Annotated in this window: 10 protein-coding genes; 3 read left to right on the top strand and 7 right to left on the bottom strand. The window is 66.3% G+C overall.

Annotated features, from left to right (window positions below; genetic code table 11):
• Positions 1-11 precede the first annotated feature (11 nt).
• The 5 genes from BJF92_RS21330 to BJF92_RS21310 all read right to left on the bottom strand — a co-directional run bounded on the left by BJF92_RS21330 (position 12) and on the right by BJF92_RS21310 (position 6,874).
• Positions 12-986 (bottom strand): ABC transporter permease, encoded by a 975-nt coding sequence (locus tag BJF92_RS21330; protein WP_143524157.1) that lies wholly within the window; start codon positions 984-986, stop codon positions 12-14.
• A gap of 12 nt (positions 987-998) precedes the next feature.
• Complete coding sequence (locus BJF92_RS21325) at positions 999-2,039, bottom strand: ABC transporter permease (RefSeq protein ID WP_075636764.1); 1,041 nt, start codon at positions 2,037-2,039, stop codon at positions 999-1,001.
• On the bottom strand, positions 2,029-3,558 hold the full coding sequence (locus tag BJF92_RS21320) for a sugar ABC transporter ATP-binding protein (RefSeq protein ID WP_075636763.1): 1,530 nt from the start codon (positions 3,556-3,558) through the stop codon (positions 2,029-2,031). Before BJF92_RS21320 ends, BJF92_RS21325 begins: the two co-directional genes overlap by 11 nt.
• A 95-nt stretch (positions 3,559-3,653) precedes the next feature.
• A complete protein-coding gene (locus BJF92_RS21315; RefSeq protein WP_075636762.1) occupies positions 3,654-4,661 on the bottom strand; it encodes a sugar ABC transporter substrate-binding protein in 1,008 nt (335 codons plus the stop codon).
• 302 nt (positions 4,662-4,963) lie between these two features.
• Positions 4,964-6,874 carry an FUSC family protein gene (locus tag BJF92_RS21310; RefSeq protein WP_158032258.1) on the bottom strand — a complete coding sequence of 637 codons (1,911 nt, stop codon included), beginning with the start codon at positions 6,872-6,874 and terminating at the stop codon, positions 4,964-4,966.
• Positions 6,875-7,114: 240 nt separating this feature from the next.
• Here BJF92_RS21310 and BJF92_RS21305 point away from each other — a divergent pair, with 240 nt between their 5' ends.
• Complete coding sequence (locus tag BJF92_RS21305) at positions 7,115-7,897, top strand: FCD domain-containing protein (RefSeq protein WP_075636761.1); 783 nt, start codon at positions 7,115-7,117, stop codon at positions 7,895-7,897.
• A 46-nt stretch (positions 7,898-7,943) separates the two neighbouring features.
• Positions 7,944-9,203: an FMN-dependent L-lactate dehydrogenase LldD gene (gene lldD / locus BJF92_RS21300; RefSeq protein WP_078058309.1), complete on the top strand. Its 1,260-nt coding sequence runs from the start codon at positions 7,944-7,946 to the stop codon at positions 9,201-9,203.
• A 37-nt stretch (positions 9,204-9,240) separates the two neighbouring features.
• Here lldD and BJF92_RS21295 read toward each other — a convergent pair whose 3' ends face one another.
• Both BJF92_RS21295 and BJF92_RS21290 read right to left on the bottom strand, forming a co-directional pair.
• The gene (locus BJF92_RS21295) at positions 9,241-10,590 is read right to left on the bottom strand and encodes a sensor domain-containing diguanylate cyclase (RefSeq protein WP_078058308.1); all 1,350 of its coding nucleotides are present in this window, start codon (positions 10,588-10,590) and stop codon (positions 9,241-9,243) included.
• A complete protein-coding gene (locus BJF92_RS21290) occupies positions 10,587-11,351 on the bottom strand; it encodes a transporter substrate-binding domain-containing protein (protein ID WP_075636759.1) in 765 nt (254 codons plus the stop codon). The genes BJF92_RS21295 and BJF92_RS21290 overlap by 4 nt, the downstream gene beginning before the upstream one ends.
• Before the next feature lie 670 nt (positions 11,352-12,021).
• Between BJF92_RS21290 and BJF92_RS21285 the strand changes: the two genes are divergently transcribed.
• Positions 12,022-13,956 carry a methyl-accepting chemotaxis protein gene (locus BJF92_RS21285; RefSeq protein WP_078058307.1) on the top strand — a complete coding sequence of 645 codons (1,935 nt, stop codon included), beginning with the start codon at positions 12,022-12,024 and terminating at the stop codon, positions 13,954-13,956.
• Positions 13,957-14,445 lie beyond the last annotated feature (489 nt).

Raw genomic sequence — 14,445 nt, 5'->3', positions numbered from 1 at the left:
AGCGATCCGTGTCAGGCCTTGCGGCTGGCGAAGCTGAGCGCCAACACGGTGAAGATCAGAAGGCCGGTGCCGACCTGCTGCCAGTAGAAATTGAGCCCGCTCATCAACAGCCCGTTGGCCACCAGGCTGAGCAGCAGCACGCCCAGCACGGTGCCGGCAATGTTGGGCCGGCCATGCGGATGCAGCGTCGTGCCGATGAAGGCGGCGCCGATGGCATTGAGCAGGAAGGCATTGCCCGAGGAGGGGATGTAGACGGTGACGGTCGAGGTCAGCACCAGGCCGGCGACGGCGGCGATCAGGGCGACCAGCACATAGGTTCCGGCGAGATGGGCCTTCAGCGTCAGGCCGGAATAGCGCACCACCTCCGCTTCCGTGCCCGTGGCCGACACCACGCGGCCGAAGCGGCTGCGCGAAAGGATGAGGCCGGCGATGAGGATGATGGCGCCCGCCACCAGCAGCGGCACCGGCAGGCCGGCCACTGTGCCCCGGCCGAGAAAGCGGAAGCTTTCAGGCACGCCCGCCGGCGGCAGATAGACGGGGTTGCCGCCATTGGTGAGAAGCTGCTGCACGCTGCGGCCGATGAACAGCGTGCCGAGCGTGGCGAGGAAAGGCGAAATGCCGATGCCCGCGATCAGCACCGCATTGAACAGCCCGACCAGCGCGCCGCCGCCCAGGCCCGCCGCCAGCGCCAGCGGCACGGGCTGGCCTGACAGCACCAGCGTGACGAAGCTGAAGCTGGCGAAATCCACCGCCGTGCCAATCGACAGATCGATGCCGCCGGCGGCGATCGCGAAGGTCATGGCGATGGCGACGATCGAGAGCAGGGTGAAGTTGTTGACCAGCACGCTCTCCAGATTGGCGAGGCTGAGGAAGCCGGGTGCGAGCGCCGAGAACAGGAGGAAGACGGCGACAAGCGCGACCGGCAGCGCGTGACGGCTGCCGAGGGCCAGACGGCGGCGCGTCTGCGGGGCGAGGGATGGGGACAGCGCGGTCACGGATCAGCCTTCCTTGCGCTTGAGCAGCGTGGTGGCGGAAACGACGAGGAGGATCAGCAGGCCCTGAATGCCGCTGACGAGCGTGCTCGACAGGTTCAAGAGCTGGAAGCCGTTGATCAGCACGCCGACAAACAGCGCCGAGAGCAGCGTTCCGGTGATGCTGGGCACCAGCCGGCGGGAGAAGACCGGGCCGAGCAGGGCGGTGACGACGACCGGCAGCAGCAGTTCGCCGGCCCCCGTGGTGGAGCCCGAGAGATAGGCGGCCGAGAAAATGCCGGCGAGGCCGCCGGACAGGCCGCTGAACAGGAAGGAGCCCGCAACGAAGCGGTTTACCGCCAGGCCTGAAGCGCGCGCGGCCTCGGGGAAGCTGCCGACTGCCTGAATCCTGAGGCCTAGCGGGGTGGCCTGCACCGCGAGCGCTGTGACCAGCGCAAAACCGATCAGCCCATAGGCAAGCACGGGCACGCCCAGCGGGCCGGCGCCGGAGAGGGTTTCGAGGAGCGGCGTGACGGCGGGGATCACCGTGTTCTGCGTCAGCACCAGCTCCAGCCCGCCGACGATGTTCATCACCGCCAGTGTCGCCAGCAGCGGGACGATGGCGAAGCGGGTGACGGCCACGGCATTGACCGCGCCGATGACAAGCCCCGTGGCCAGAGCCGCGCCGGCCGCGACCGCATCCGGCTGTCCGGCCTGCGACAGGCTGGCATAGACGGCGGCGCTGAGCCCCATATTGGCGGCCAGCGACAGGTCGATGCCGCCGGTGACGACATTGCCGCCGCCGGCGATGATGACGACGGTCAGCCCGATCGCCAGCACGCCCGAAATCGCCGACTGCGCCAGGATATTGCCGAGATTGAAGGGGCTGAGAAAGATCGGCGAGGACAGGGCAAAGATCAGGAGGACCAGCGCGAACACGGCGAAGGCACCGCCCTGAAGCCCGAGCTTGGCCGCATGCAGGCCGATCTGCGAGCGGGCGGGCACGGCGGCCTCCTCGCCCGGGTGATAGGGTGTGGCGGGGGTGACGAAGGCGGTCTCAGCCAGCATGGCGGGTCAACTCCGAGGAACCGGTGACATCGGCAAGAAGCGCGTCCACGGTCGCCGTTTCCGACGTCACCGTGCGCAGGATCTCGCCGCGGAAGAAGATGAGGATGCGATCTGTGAGGCCGATCAGTTCGTTGAGGTCGGAGGAGAGCACGATGACGCCCGCGCCCTTCTCGGCGAGTTCGGCGATCAGCGCGTAGATCTCCACCTTGGCGGCGATGTCGACGCCGACGGTCGGCTCGTCGAGCAGGTAGATATCGGACTGCCGGCTGAGCCATTTGGCGATCGCCACCTTCTGCTGGTTGCCGCCCGAAAGCGTTCTGAGCAGCGCTTCCCGCCCCTCGGTCTTGACCTGCAGCCGGGTGATCAGCCGGTCGGTTTCGCTCTCTTCGGCCGTGCGGTCGATCAGGCCGAGCCGGGTGAAGCGGGAGAGGCTGGCGAGCGTGGTGTTCTCCTTGACCGAGAGATCGAGGGCGACCCCATGGCGGCGGCGATCCTCCGGCACCAGCGCCAGCCGGCGCCGCGCCGCCTGCACCGGGCTTGCCTGCCACGGTGCCTGACCCTGAACCGTCACCGTGCCCGATGCGGCCGTCTCCAGTCCGAAGAGCGTGCGCAGGAATTCCTTGGCGCCCGAGCCGAGCAGGCCGATCAGGCCCAGAACCTCGCCACGATGCAGCGTCAGGCTGACATCGTGGTAGCGTCCGGGCGCGCTGAGGCGGTCGACGGTCAGAAGCGGCTCGCCCGGCGCCTTTTCGCGTACGGGAAAGAGATCGCCGATCTCGCGGTTGACCATCAGCCCGGCAATCTCGCTGGCCGAGGTTTCGGAGAGGGCCTTGGTCGCGACATCGCGGCCATTGCGCAGAACCGTGACGCGGTCGCACAGCGCCTCGATCTCCTGCAGGTAGTGCGAGATATAGATGACGGTGATACCATCCTCGCGCAGTCGGCGGATCAGCTGGAACAGGAGGTCGGCCTCGCGCTTGACCAGCGCGGCCGTGGGCTCGTCGAACACCAGCACCTTTGGCTGATCGAGCAGCGCCCGGGTGATCTGGACGATCTGCTTCTCGGCGGTGGAGAGATCGGCGATCAGCGCCGAATTCGGCAGGCTGAGGCCGAAATAGCGCTGCAGCACCTCCCGCGCTCGGCGCTGCATCTGCCGCCGGTCGAGGAAGGGCGTGCCGGCAATGCGCGGCTCGCGCCCGAGAAACAGCGCCTCGCCGACGGTGAAGGTCGGCACCAGCAGCCGGTCCTGATGGATGAAATGAATTCCGAGGCTTTCCACCGCATGCGGGGTGATGTGCGTCAGCCGCTGGCCGTCGATCTCAATGGTGCCGGCATCCGGCTGGTGCAGCCCGGCGAGCAGCTTGATCAGGGTCGATTTGCCGGCGCCGTTCTGGCCCACCAGCCCGTGTACCGTGCCGCGCTCGATCGCCAGCGAGACGCCCGAGAGCGCCTTGGCGCCGCCGAAGCTTTTCTCGATGCCATCGAGGCGGATGATGGTGTCGGATGGGGGAGTTGTCATAGAAACCTCGCCGGAATTGTCGCGACTTTGAAGCGGAAGCGCGCCGGGGTCAGAAACGCGTGGTCCTGACCCCTTAGACATCGGGCCGGGGAGGATCAGCCGATGCCGAGTTTCTTGGAAACCTCGCCGACATTGGCCTTGTTGGCGATCAGCGCCGGCACATAGGTCTCGCGCGGCAGCGTCTCGCCCGCGAGCAGCCGGGCGACGTTGCGGATGGCGGTTCGGCCGAGTTCGGCCGGCTGCTGCGCCACGTCGGCGGCGGCCGGAGACTTGGGATCGGCCACCAGCTGCAGCACTTCCGGGCTGCCATCCACGCCATAGGTCTTGATCTCGGTGCGGCCGGCGGCGACCAGCGCCTGGGTGGCGCCGAGCTGCGGCACGTCCCAGGCCGACCAGATCGCCTTGATCGAGCCCTTCTCGGGATATTTGTTGAGGATCGCCGTGATCTGCGAGAAGGCGTCCTGCACCGTGTTGGGGATCACGTCGCGCAGCTCCGGCTGCAGGATCTTCACCTTGGGATAGTATTTCACCACATTGACCAGCTGGTCATAGCGGATGGCGCAGGGGGTCACGCCATAAAAGCCGTTGAAGACGACGATATTGCCTTCGCCGCCGATATCGGAGACCAGCTGCAAAGCGAGGTCCTTGCCGATGCCCCAATTGTCCGAAGTCGAATTGTTCAGCGAGTGGCTGGAGCCGACATCGATGGTCAGCACCGGAATGCCGGCATCGCGCGCCCGCTTGAGCCAGGGGTCGATGACCGAGACCGTGCCGAGCAGCTGCACGATCGCATCCGGCTTCTGCGCGATCAGCGTCTGAAGCTGCGAGACCAGCTTGCCGTCATTGCGCCCGGCATCCACCGCGATCGGCTCGCCGCCGAGCCGCTTCACCTCTTCGATCTGGGCATTATAGGCCTGCAGGTCGAAGAAATGGTCGGTGCCGGCGGTGCTGATGCCGATCCGCTTGCCCTTCAGCGAGCCTTCCTGTGCAAAGGCCATGGTGCCTGAGAGAAGCGTCGTGCCGGCCGCCGCCACGCCGGCGACCGCCGACCATTTCAGAATGTCCCGGCGCTGAAACCAGCCGCCCTTGTTCGCTTCGCGCATCCGTGCCTCCTACGGGTTCAACTATATTGTCTATAGTTTCAATAGAAATAGGCGGGCGCGAGGAAGGCTTTTTCATTTATGGAGATTTTCGCGGAAGGCTCGACCAAAATTCAGGGTTTTGGGAAAATGGGTTGTGAAGGCCTTTTCCGCCTGGCCCCCGCGCAAGGCAAAGTTGCCTGCCGGGACGAGGCGCCGGCCGTCTGAAGTGGCATTATTCCCATTGAGATCAATGCGTTATTGCGGGCCTTGATGCAGGCCGCCCCGCGGCCCGCGCTCCTGAATGCCGGCGCTTGCGCTTGAGGTCAACCATCGCGGCTGAGATCGCCGCCACCCAGCCTTTTGTGCCAGGCGGAGGCGGCCTCGCCGGCGAGAAGGCGCAGGCTCCGCAGGGCCTCGGAATGGCGCTGGTCCAGCCGATACCAGCGGCGCGTCAGCCCGCCGAGATCATGCAGCGCCACCTCCGCCGCGATGCTGGCGAGGCCTGCGGCGCGGCGGGTTTCCTCCAGGCTCTCGGGTTCGACATTCTGGCGCACCGCCTCGAGATAGGCGCCATTGCTGGCCAGTCCCTTGTCGATCAGGGCGGGCAGGCCGGGGCCGCGCTCCGGCCAGAGCAGCAGCACGGCCAGCACGGCGGCGAGGCTGCCCAGTGTGTTGTCGAGGATGCGGGCCGAGGCGATGCCGGCGCCGGGGGTCAAAAGCTCGGTGACGAAGATGAACAGCATGGTCAGCGTGACGACGAAGACGGTGTAGTTGACCGTGCGCAGCGCAATGGTCCAGCCGGTCAGCAGCACGGCGATCGGCACGAGGATGGCGCGCGCATCGATCAGTTCCAGGAGCGCCAGCGCCACGAAGCCGCCGGTGAGGCTGCCGAGCACGCGCTCGATGCTGCGCGTCCAGGTGATGCGGGCATTGCCCTGGAGCACGACCACGGTCGCCATCGCCGCCCAATAGGGATAGCCGAGCCCGAAGAGGCGGGCGATGGAATAGACGAACAGCACGCAGGCGGCCTGGCGGATGCCCTGGCGCAGGGCCACGGAAAAACCGGGCAAGGGCGGCGGGCTGAGCGTCGACAGCGGCCGGGCCTGCCCCTGGCCGGTCAGCGGCAGGAGGCTCAGGCGCACCGCCTCCAGAATGCCGGCAAGCATGGGGTCGTCGATCGTCGCGCGCGCGCGGCCGAGCCGCTTGAGACGCCGGGCGAGCAGCACCTGCATGTCCGGCACGCCTGCGACCGTCATCTGCGCCGCGATCAGCGTGTTGCGCAAAAGCTTGGCCACGGCGATGCGCTCGTCGGCCGCGCCATGACCGGTGATGAAGCCATGTTCCAGCGCGATCAAGGCGTTGAACGTGGCCTCACCCGCCTTGAGCAGTCGCCGGGTCGGCGCGACGGAGGCTTCGGCCGGGCCGTCATAGCGGGCGAGCAGCAGCCGCAGCCGCTCGATGGCGATGCGCACGGAGCGGCGATGGGCGGCATGTTCGGGATGCCACCGCGCATCGCGATGCGGCTCGTTGCCGGTTGCCGCCAGATCGAAGGCCATGTCGGCAAGGCGGGCATAGAGGGCGACGGTGTCCTGCTTGAGCGGCAGCAGCGGATCGATGCGCCAGAACACCACGATCAGCAGATAGGCCCAGAGGCTGCCGGCAAAGAAGGCGAAGGCGAGGATGGCCGCCTTGTCCACCGGCTCAGGATAACCGACCGCCACCACCGCCACCACGGCGAGCAGCGTGGCCAGCATGGCAGAATGGGCGAGACGATAGGGCAGGGCGATGGCGAGGAAGACCAGAAGCGTGCCGGCGATCATGGCCGCCGCCCAGCCGAAGGAGGCGGCCCAGGCCCCGGCAAAGGCGATGACCGTGCCCACCAGCACGAAGATCAGCAAAAGCCGCCGTCTCAGGCCGTCCGGTCCGGCAACATCGCACAGACAGAGCCAGAAGGCGGCATAGACCGACCAGCCGAACTGGTGCTGCCCGGTCAGGAGCACCAGCAACAGCGGCACGGCGACGGCAAAGGCCGCCCGCAGCCCTTCCGACAGGGTGAAATGCTCCGGCGTCAGGCCGAAGGAGCGCAGCTCCAGCCAGCGCGCCGCTCGGCGCAACGCGGCATTGAGACCGCCGGCGCCGCCCGGCCTGTCGGCCTCGGCCATCTGATAGGACGCATCCGCCGCCCGGATCAACCGTGCGAGGCTCTTGGTTCTGCCCTGCGTGCCGTCCTGCATCGTCTCTTCCTTCGTCCCGGGTCTCGTGCTTGAGCTTCGTTTCCGGCCATACCCAAAGGATCGCAGCCGAACCTTTCGCGACGGTGACAAAAATGGTCGGACCATTATAGTGTTTGACTTCCCGCACAGGACGCGTCATCACCGGTTTTAGCGCCGAAATCAAGGCAAAACTGTCCTAAATGGTCTGACCATTTGCCGATAGGGGGTGTCGGTGGCGACAGTCGGGAAGGAGCGGGAGTGATGACACGATTGGCCGAGCGGATCGAGACGATCATGAGCGAGAACGGGCTGGCGCCGGGCGACCGGCTGCCGTCGGAGCGCCAGCTTGCCTTTACCCTCGGCGTCTCGCGTTCCAGCCTGCGTGAGGCGCTGCAGATGCTGATCAGCCGGGGCCGGCTCGTCAGCCGGCAGGGCGGCGGCACCTATGTGGCGGCAAAGGCCGACCCGCAGGCTCTGCCCGCGATCGCCGCCGCGCTTTCGCCGCTCACCGAGAGGGCCGCCGGCGAGCCCGGCTACTGGCTCGATGTGATGGAGCTGCGCCGCTCGCTGGAAGGCGATGCCGCGGCCCATGCCGCCCTGCGCGCCACCCCCGCCGATCGCCTGCGGCTGCAGGCGGCGCTGGACCAGGTGACGGATGCCGGGCCGCAGGATCCCGAGGCGCAGGCCCGAGCGGATGCCGATTTCCACATGGCGGTGGCCGAAGCCTCGCACAATATCGTGCTGCGCCAGGTTATGGCCGGGCTGTTCGATCTGCTGCAGGCCAGCATTTCCGAAAGCCTGCGGGCGCTCTACCGCCAGCCGGAGACGACCGAGCCGCTGGCGCGCCAGCACCGCGCGATTGCCGAGGCCATTCTGGCGGGGGACGCGGAGCGAGCGCGCGCGGCGGCCCTCACGCATCTCGATCATGTCGCCCTCAGCCTGCGCCCGCTGGCCGAGGCCGATGCCCGCCACCGCCGCGCCGCCGCCGTGCTTGCCGATCATGCGGGGGCCGACCATGCCAGGGCCGATCACCGTTCCCTTTGACGATGCCCCGTTTTTTCTTCCCTCCCGGTTCAAGGACCCGTTTGCGATGATTATTTCCTCCGCCAGCGACTATCGCGAAGCCGCCCGTCGCCGCCTGCCGCCCTTTCTGTTCCACTATATCGACGGTGGCGCCTATGCCGAGCACACGCTGAAGCACAATGTCGAGGATCTGGCCGGGCTGGCACTGCGCCAGCGCGTTTTGAAGAGCGTGGGCGAGGTGGATCTGACGGCCAATATCCTAGGCGAAACCCTGTCGCTGCCGGTGGCGCTGGCGCCGGTCGGGCTCACCGGCATGTATGCCCGGCGTGGGGAGGTGCAGGCCGCGCGTGCTGCCGCCGCGCGAGGCATTCCCTTCACGCTCTCCACCGTCTCCGTCTGCCCGATCGAGGAGGTGCAGAGCCAGGTCGGCCGGCCGATCTGGTTCCAGCTCTACGTGCTGAAAGATCGCGGCTTCATGAAGAACGCGCTGGAGCGCGCCTGGGCCGCCGGCATTCGCACTCTGGTGTTCACCGTAGACATGCCCGTTCCCGGCGCCCGCTACCGCGATGCCCATTCCGGCATGTCCGGCCCGAACGCCGCGCTGCGCCGCGTGCTGCAGGCCTTCACCCATCCGGTCTGGGCGGTGGATGTCGGCCTCAAGGGAAAGCCGCATGATCTCGGCAATATCTCGGCCTATCGCGGCGAGCCGACCAAGCTCGCGGACTATATCGGTTGGCTCGGCGCCAATTTCGATCCCTCGATCGGCTGGAAGGATCTGGAATGGATCCGCGATTTCTGGAAGGGGCCGATGGTGATCAAGGGCATTCTCGATCCCGAGGATGCGCGCGACGCGGTGCGCTTCGGCGCCGACGGCATCGTCGTGTCCAACCATGGCGGCCGCCAGCTCGACGGCGTCCTGTCCTCGGCCCATGCCATGCCCGCCATTGCCGACGCGGTGAAAGGCGAGCTGACGCTTCTGGCGGATTCCGGCATCCGCTCCGGCCTTGATGTGGTGCGCATGCTGGCGCAAGGCGCCGACGGCGTGCTGCTCGGCCGCGCTTTCGTCTATGCACTTGCCGCTGCGGGGCGCGCCGGCGTGGAAAACCTTCTGGATGTCATCGCCAAGGAAATGCGTGTCGCCATGACGCTGACGGGGGCGCGGACGCTGTCGGATATTTCGCGCGACAGTCTGGTGCGCGCCGTGGCGCAGGCGCCAGCCTCGGCCTCCGTGCCGATCTCCGCCGCGCCGGGAGCGGCAGGGCGCGGCGCCGGCGATGCGCGCGATCTCGTGGACGACGCGCCGCAATCGGCGTCGGTTCCCTCCTGAGCCCCTGAGCGATAAGAAAAGGCAAGGCAAAACCGCGTCAGCGGCTGGCGGCGACGCGGTTTCGGCCGAGATGCTTGCTCTCGTAGAGCGCGGCATCGGCGCGCGCCACCAGCTCGTCCGCGGTCTCGCCTGGTCTCAGCGTGGCCGCGCCGAAGGAGCAGGTGCGGCAGCCCACTTTGGGCAGGGGCGTCGTCTCGATGCGCAGGCGCAGGCTCTCGGCAATGGCAAGCGCGTCATCGAGATCCGTCTGCGGGCAGATCAGCATGAATTCCTCGCCGCCCCAGCGCCCCACCGTATCCTGCGCCCGCAGATCGGCCCCGAGAATGGCCGCGAAGGCCACCAGCACGCTGTCGCCGATCTTGTGGCCATGGCGATCGTTGATGGCCTTGAAGCGGTCGACATCGCCGAGAATGACGGAGAGGGGTGCGCCCTGCGCCCGCGCGGTCTCGATCTGGCGCTCCAGCACGTCATCGAGCTTGCGCCGATTGGCAAGCCCGGTCAGAAGATCGGTCTGCGCCAGCTGCTCCAGTTCGCGCGTGCGCTCGGCCACCTTGGTCATCAGCGTCGAATTCATGTCGCGCATGCCCTCCAGGAGCACGGCATTCTCGGCGAAGGTGGCGCGCAGCCGCTCCACCATCTTGTTCAGCGTTGCGGCCAGCGTCTGCAACTCGCTGTTGCCGTCGGCGTCCAGAACCAGCGGACGCGCGCCCAGATTGTCGGCGTCGATCTCGCGCACGAAGGCGTCGATCTTCGCCAGCGGGCGCCCTACCAGGCGCCGGATCACCCAGGCGAAGATCAGCCAGAGCATGACGGTCTTCATCGTGGAGTTGATGAAGACAATGATCAGCGTGCGCTTGAGCTGCTCGAAGACCACGGCGCGGTCGGAATAGACCGTCCACTGGCCTAGCGGATGAGCCACGCCATTGCCATCCACATGCACGAGCGGGAAGCTCTGCGTCAGCGGCTGGTCGAAGAAATCGGCAAGGCCCGTCGCGGCGCTGTCTGCCGAAGGCTCGCCGCTCATCCGGCCGATCCGGGCAACCAGCGCGTCTTTCTCGTCGCGCACCTCGATGCCGGTCACCACGGGCATTTCGCGCATGCCCGAGAGGATCCCGGAGATCACCTCGGTGCTGTAGCGCCACATGGCATCGCTGAGCCCCGGGCTAAACGTCTTCTCCAGGCCGGCAATATCCTGCTGGAGCTTGCGGTTCGCGGCCTGGTATTCGAGCCCCATCTGAAGACAGGTGAGCAGCGTGGCCACCCCGAGATAGCAGCCGAAGATCACGCGCATCAGCCGCGTGGCGAGCATCGCCCGGCCGCCACCACCGGGCGGGGCGTCAATCCGCTTTAGGGATGGGGGATTGGTCGGGGCGAAAGGGCTGCTCATCGGGCCGTGAGGAACTGCGAGTCGTAGATCGCGCGGATCTTTGCCTGATCCGCCGGAGCAGACCAGGCCTCCACGATCGCCCTGTAAGAGGGCGTGTTCCGCTCCTGATCCAGAACATGGTCGATCCTGTCGACGACGGCCAGGCCCTGTGCCGTGCGTGCGCACATCACTCGCGCATAGACCGGCTCGCTCACCTCCGTCATCGGCAAGAGCACAAGTCCGTCCGGCTTGCCCAGCCGCCGGGCATTGTAGGTGGCGATGTTGCTGTATTCGACCAGATAATCGAGCCGCCTGTTCATCAGCATGCGGAAGGCTTCCAGAAAATCCGAATGCTGGTTTGCCGCGGGATAGGCCTTTTGCAGCGCATCGAATTGCGGGCCGAACGAGCGGTTTCTCAAAACGCTGGTCTGCAATTCGGGATGGTCGCGCATGAGCGACAGCAGCGACAGCGGCTGCAGGGCCTCGAAGCGGACCCTATCCGCGCTGTTGATGACGACGCGCAAGGGATAGAACATGGCGACCGGCTTGGAAAACACCGCGAAGGTCTCGCGCTCGGGCGTCTTGACCCCGCCGATGAAGCACCAGTCCGCTCCCGCCTTGAGGGCGGTGACGATGCGCGGGAAGGGCGCGGTGAGCACGGCCTGCGGCAGGTCACCGAGCTGATGCGACAGGAGGTTGCGGATCCTGTCGAAGATGCCGCTCTCGGCATCCGCGCCCTCGGCGATCATGAAGGGCGGCGCGTCATAGATCGCCCAGGTCACGCCCGGTGGCGCGGCTTGAGGGGGCTCTGACGCCTGCGCGGCCGCGGCAGGCGGACCGTGAAGCCACAGCCAAGCCGCGAGGAGAAACAAGGATCGAAAAGAGCGAGGCATCCGGTCCACACGGCGTTTGAGAGGTCGGCCATCAAGCTGAGGGGCGCGCATGCACAGTCTCCACCGCCGACGCCGAGCCGGCCGCAGATGGTGTTCGCGCGACCTGTCCGGCCCCTCGCCGATCGGTTGCGCAAAATCCTACGGCATTACAAAAATCCGGTAAATCAGGCCGCGATCGATATCAGTCATGAATTGCTTACGTTCAAAAGCACATGCAATCATGTCTGTTTGGTAAATTCGACGCGATAAGCTGGAATTTTCTCTTCCCTCGGTTGTGCAAGGCTGGGTCGCTGACTGTGAGGTGGCTGGCCGCGGCGATTGTAACGCGCATTTAAGATTTCTGTTCTAAAACGGTCATGCATGAGTCAATCCGGCACCGCTGGGCGCTGTGTCCGGATGCTCGCCATGAGGCGGGAGTGAGCGTTTGGCGGTCTGCCGGGGGGCAGGCACGTCGCTGCGGCGCTCAGACATGCGATGCCGACTGACGCAGCCTTCGCGCTGCGCGACTTTTCCCGATGTCGTCGTGTCTTCCGAATCCCGTCCAGGGAAGCCATGCCGCATGCCGCCGCCCACCTTCAAGCCCCCGGAGACGGAAATGCCCCTGAGCAACGTCAAGATTTCGACCAAGCTGATCGCGACCTCTGCGCTTAGTATGACGCTCGTCATTGCCATGCTCGTCAATCAGCAGATCAGCAGCAATGCGATCCTTGCGAGCAATGATGTGGTCAAACGCGAGCTGATCATCCTAGACGGTGTCTCATCGGCCGACCTTGCTTTCGCCCGCATCGAAGGTGCGGTCAATCCGCTGCTCGACCATGGTGCCAATCCGCAGCAGGTCACGGCGGCGCTCGCCGAAGTGAAGAAGCATGCAGATATTGGCTGGGCCGCGCTCGAAACCCCGATTTCCATTGCCGCCAAGCCGCAGGTTCTCTCGGACATCCGCACCAGTCTGCGCAGCTACGAAAAAACCCTGCAGGACGCGGCGGCTTCCGGCCAGGATCTCGCGACTGTCGCGCCCCGGCTCAACGCCATCGACAAGGACATCCACAAGGCCATCGACCAGTCGCTGCTGAACGCGCGCGGTTTTTCCGACAAGGCCAAGCAGAACCTGTTTGACACGATTTCCGCCGCCAATGTCACCGCGCTGTCGATCGGCGCGCTGATCCTGCTGATCATGACACTCTCCGCCCTGTTCCTGGCGCGTACGGTCAGCCGGCCGATCCGCCGCCTGACCGGCTTGATGAACCGCTTGGCGGGCGGCGATCTCGATGTTGCCGTCGAGGGTGCCGATCGCCGCGACGAGATTGGGGAAATGGCACGCGCCGTTCAGGTCTTCCGCGACAATGGCGTGAAGGGGCGCGAGCTGGAACAGGTGGCGCAGGCCACGCGCAGCCAGAGCGAGGCTGAACGCGCCCGCGTGGCGGAGATCGACCAGCAGCGCGCTGCCGAAATGTCCCAGGCGACGAATGGTCTGGGTCAAGGGCTGCAGCGCCTGTCCGAGGGTGATCTCGCCTTCCGCCTGACGGAGAGCTTCGCCCCTGATTTCGAACGGCTGCGCACCGACTTCAACGGCGCGGTGGAAAACCTGCGGCGGACCATGGGCTCGGTCATCAACACCGCCGGCGCCATTGATGGCGGCGCGCAGGAGTTGAGCCAGGCCGCAACCGACCTGGCAAAGCGCACCGAACAGCAGGCCGCAGCCCTTGAGGAGACCGCGGCCGCGCTGGACCAGATCACCAGCAATGTCCAGAACTCCTCCAAGCGCACCGAAGATGCCCGCGGCATGGCCAAGGAGGCCAATGATGCCGCGCGCAAGTCCGGCGAGGTCGTGGCCAATGCGGTCGATGCCATGCAGCGCATCGAGGTGGCGTCCAGCCAGATCTCCAACATCATCGGCGTGATCGACGAGATCGCCTTCCAGACCAACCTGCTGGCTCTGAATGCCGGGGTGGAAGCCGCGCGCGCCGGCGAAGCCGGCAAGGGCTTTGCCGTTGTTGCCCAGGAGGTGCGGGAACTCGCTCAGCGCTCCGCCCAGGCGGCCAAGGAGATCAAGGAACTGATTCGCAATTCCGAGCAGGAAGTTGGCAATGGCGTCGATCTGGTCAAGGCCACCGGCAGCGCGCTAAAGGTGATCAATGAGCATGTCCTTGCCATCAATGGCGAGCTCGACGCGATCGCCACGTCCTCGCGCGAGCAGGCAACCGGTCTCTCGGAGGTCAACACCGCCGTCAACCAGATGGACCAGACCACGCAGCAGAACGCGGCCATGGTGGAGCAGGCAACCGCCGCCTCCAACGCGCTCGCCAACGAGGCCGAGCGCCTGCGCCAGATGATGACGCAGTTCGATCTCGGTCAGCCTTCGGCCCGCCCGGCCGCAGCCCGCCCGGCATCAGCTGCGAAAGGCGCTGCCCCCGTGGCCTCGCCCGCCCGTCGCCTCGTCCAGGCGGTGGCCGGCGGCATGCGCGCCTCCGCAAACGACTGGCAGGAGTTCTGAGAAGGCCCCACGGGCCACGGCCATTCATTGCGCCGCGGCCAGCGCTCCATCCAAAGCGCCATACCGCCCCGTTGATCAGGGCGGTTTCGTTTGGCGGAGGGCAGGCCGCCGGTCGCGCATGTCCGCTGCTGCAGGTCTGAGTCCTTTGGACTGCCGCATCCGGCAGATCTCTCCTATGCCACCAAGCGCGTGTTTACCGCTGCCCAGGCTGTCCCATGATGTTGGGACATTCGCTTCCGCACACCGTTTTCATGAGGCGGAACCTCTCCTTTTCGTCATCCTCGGGCTTGTCCCGAGGATCTGCTGATGTCAATGAAATCAATCTGTTGCTGATGGAAGGCGCAAGTCCGAGCATGAGGACCGGAGAGGTGTTCGCCCTCCAATGCTGCTCTGTTCGAGCCAGCCGAACGGACTTCGCACCAGAGGTGGTGCTCTGACAACGCATTTGCCTCGTGCTCTGTGGACGCTGTTGAAAGCGCACCCCCAGAT

Origin of the sequence: Xaviernesmea rhizosphaerae, from assembly GCF_001938945.1 — a bacterium.
Lineage (GTDB): Bacteria > Pseudomonadota > Alphaproteobacteria > Rhizobiales > Rhizobiaceae > Xaviernesmea > Xaviernesmea rhizosphaerae.
This window is presented reverse-complemented; position numbering and strand designations above follow the sequence as displayed.

Bases quoted from the DNA above. Each gene is read 5' to 3' on its own strand.
- BJF92_RS21325 (WP_075636764.1), bottom strand. From the start codon at position 2,039: ATGCTGGCTGAGACCGCCTTCGTCACCCCCGCCACACCCTATCACCCG.
- BJF92_RS21320 (WP_075636763.1), bottom strand. From the start codon at position 3,558: ATGACAACTCCCCCATCCGACACCATCATCCGCCTCGATGGCATCGAG.
- BJF92_RS21315 (WP_075636762.1), bottom strand. From the start codon at position 4,661: ATGCGCGAAGCGAACAAGGGCGGCTGGTTTCAGCGCCGGGACATTCTG.
- BJF92_RS21310 (WP_158032258.1), bottom strand. From the start codon at position 6,874: ATGCAGGACGGCACGCAGGGCAGAACCAAGAGCCTCGCACGGTTGATC.
- BJF92_RS21305 (WP_075636761.1), top strand. From the start codon at position 7,115: ATGACACGATTGGCCGAGCGGATCGAGACGATCATGAGCGAGAACGGG.
- lldD (WP_078058309.1), top strand. From the start codon at position 7,944: ATGATTATTTCCTCCGCCAGCGACTATCGCGAAGCCGCCCGTCGCCGC.
- BJF92_RS21295 (WP_078058308.1), bottom strand. From the start codon at position 10,590: ATGAGCAGCCCTTTCGCCCCGACCAATCCCCCATCCCTAAAGCGGATT.
- BJF92_RS21285 (WP_078058307.1), top strand. From the start codon at position 12,022: ATGCCGCCGCCCACCTTCAAGCCCCCGGAGACGGAAATGCCCCTGAGC.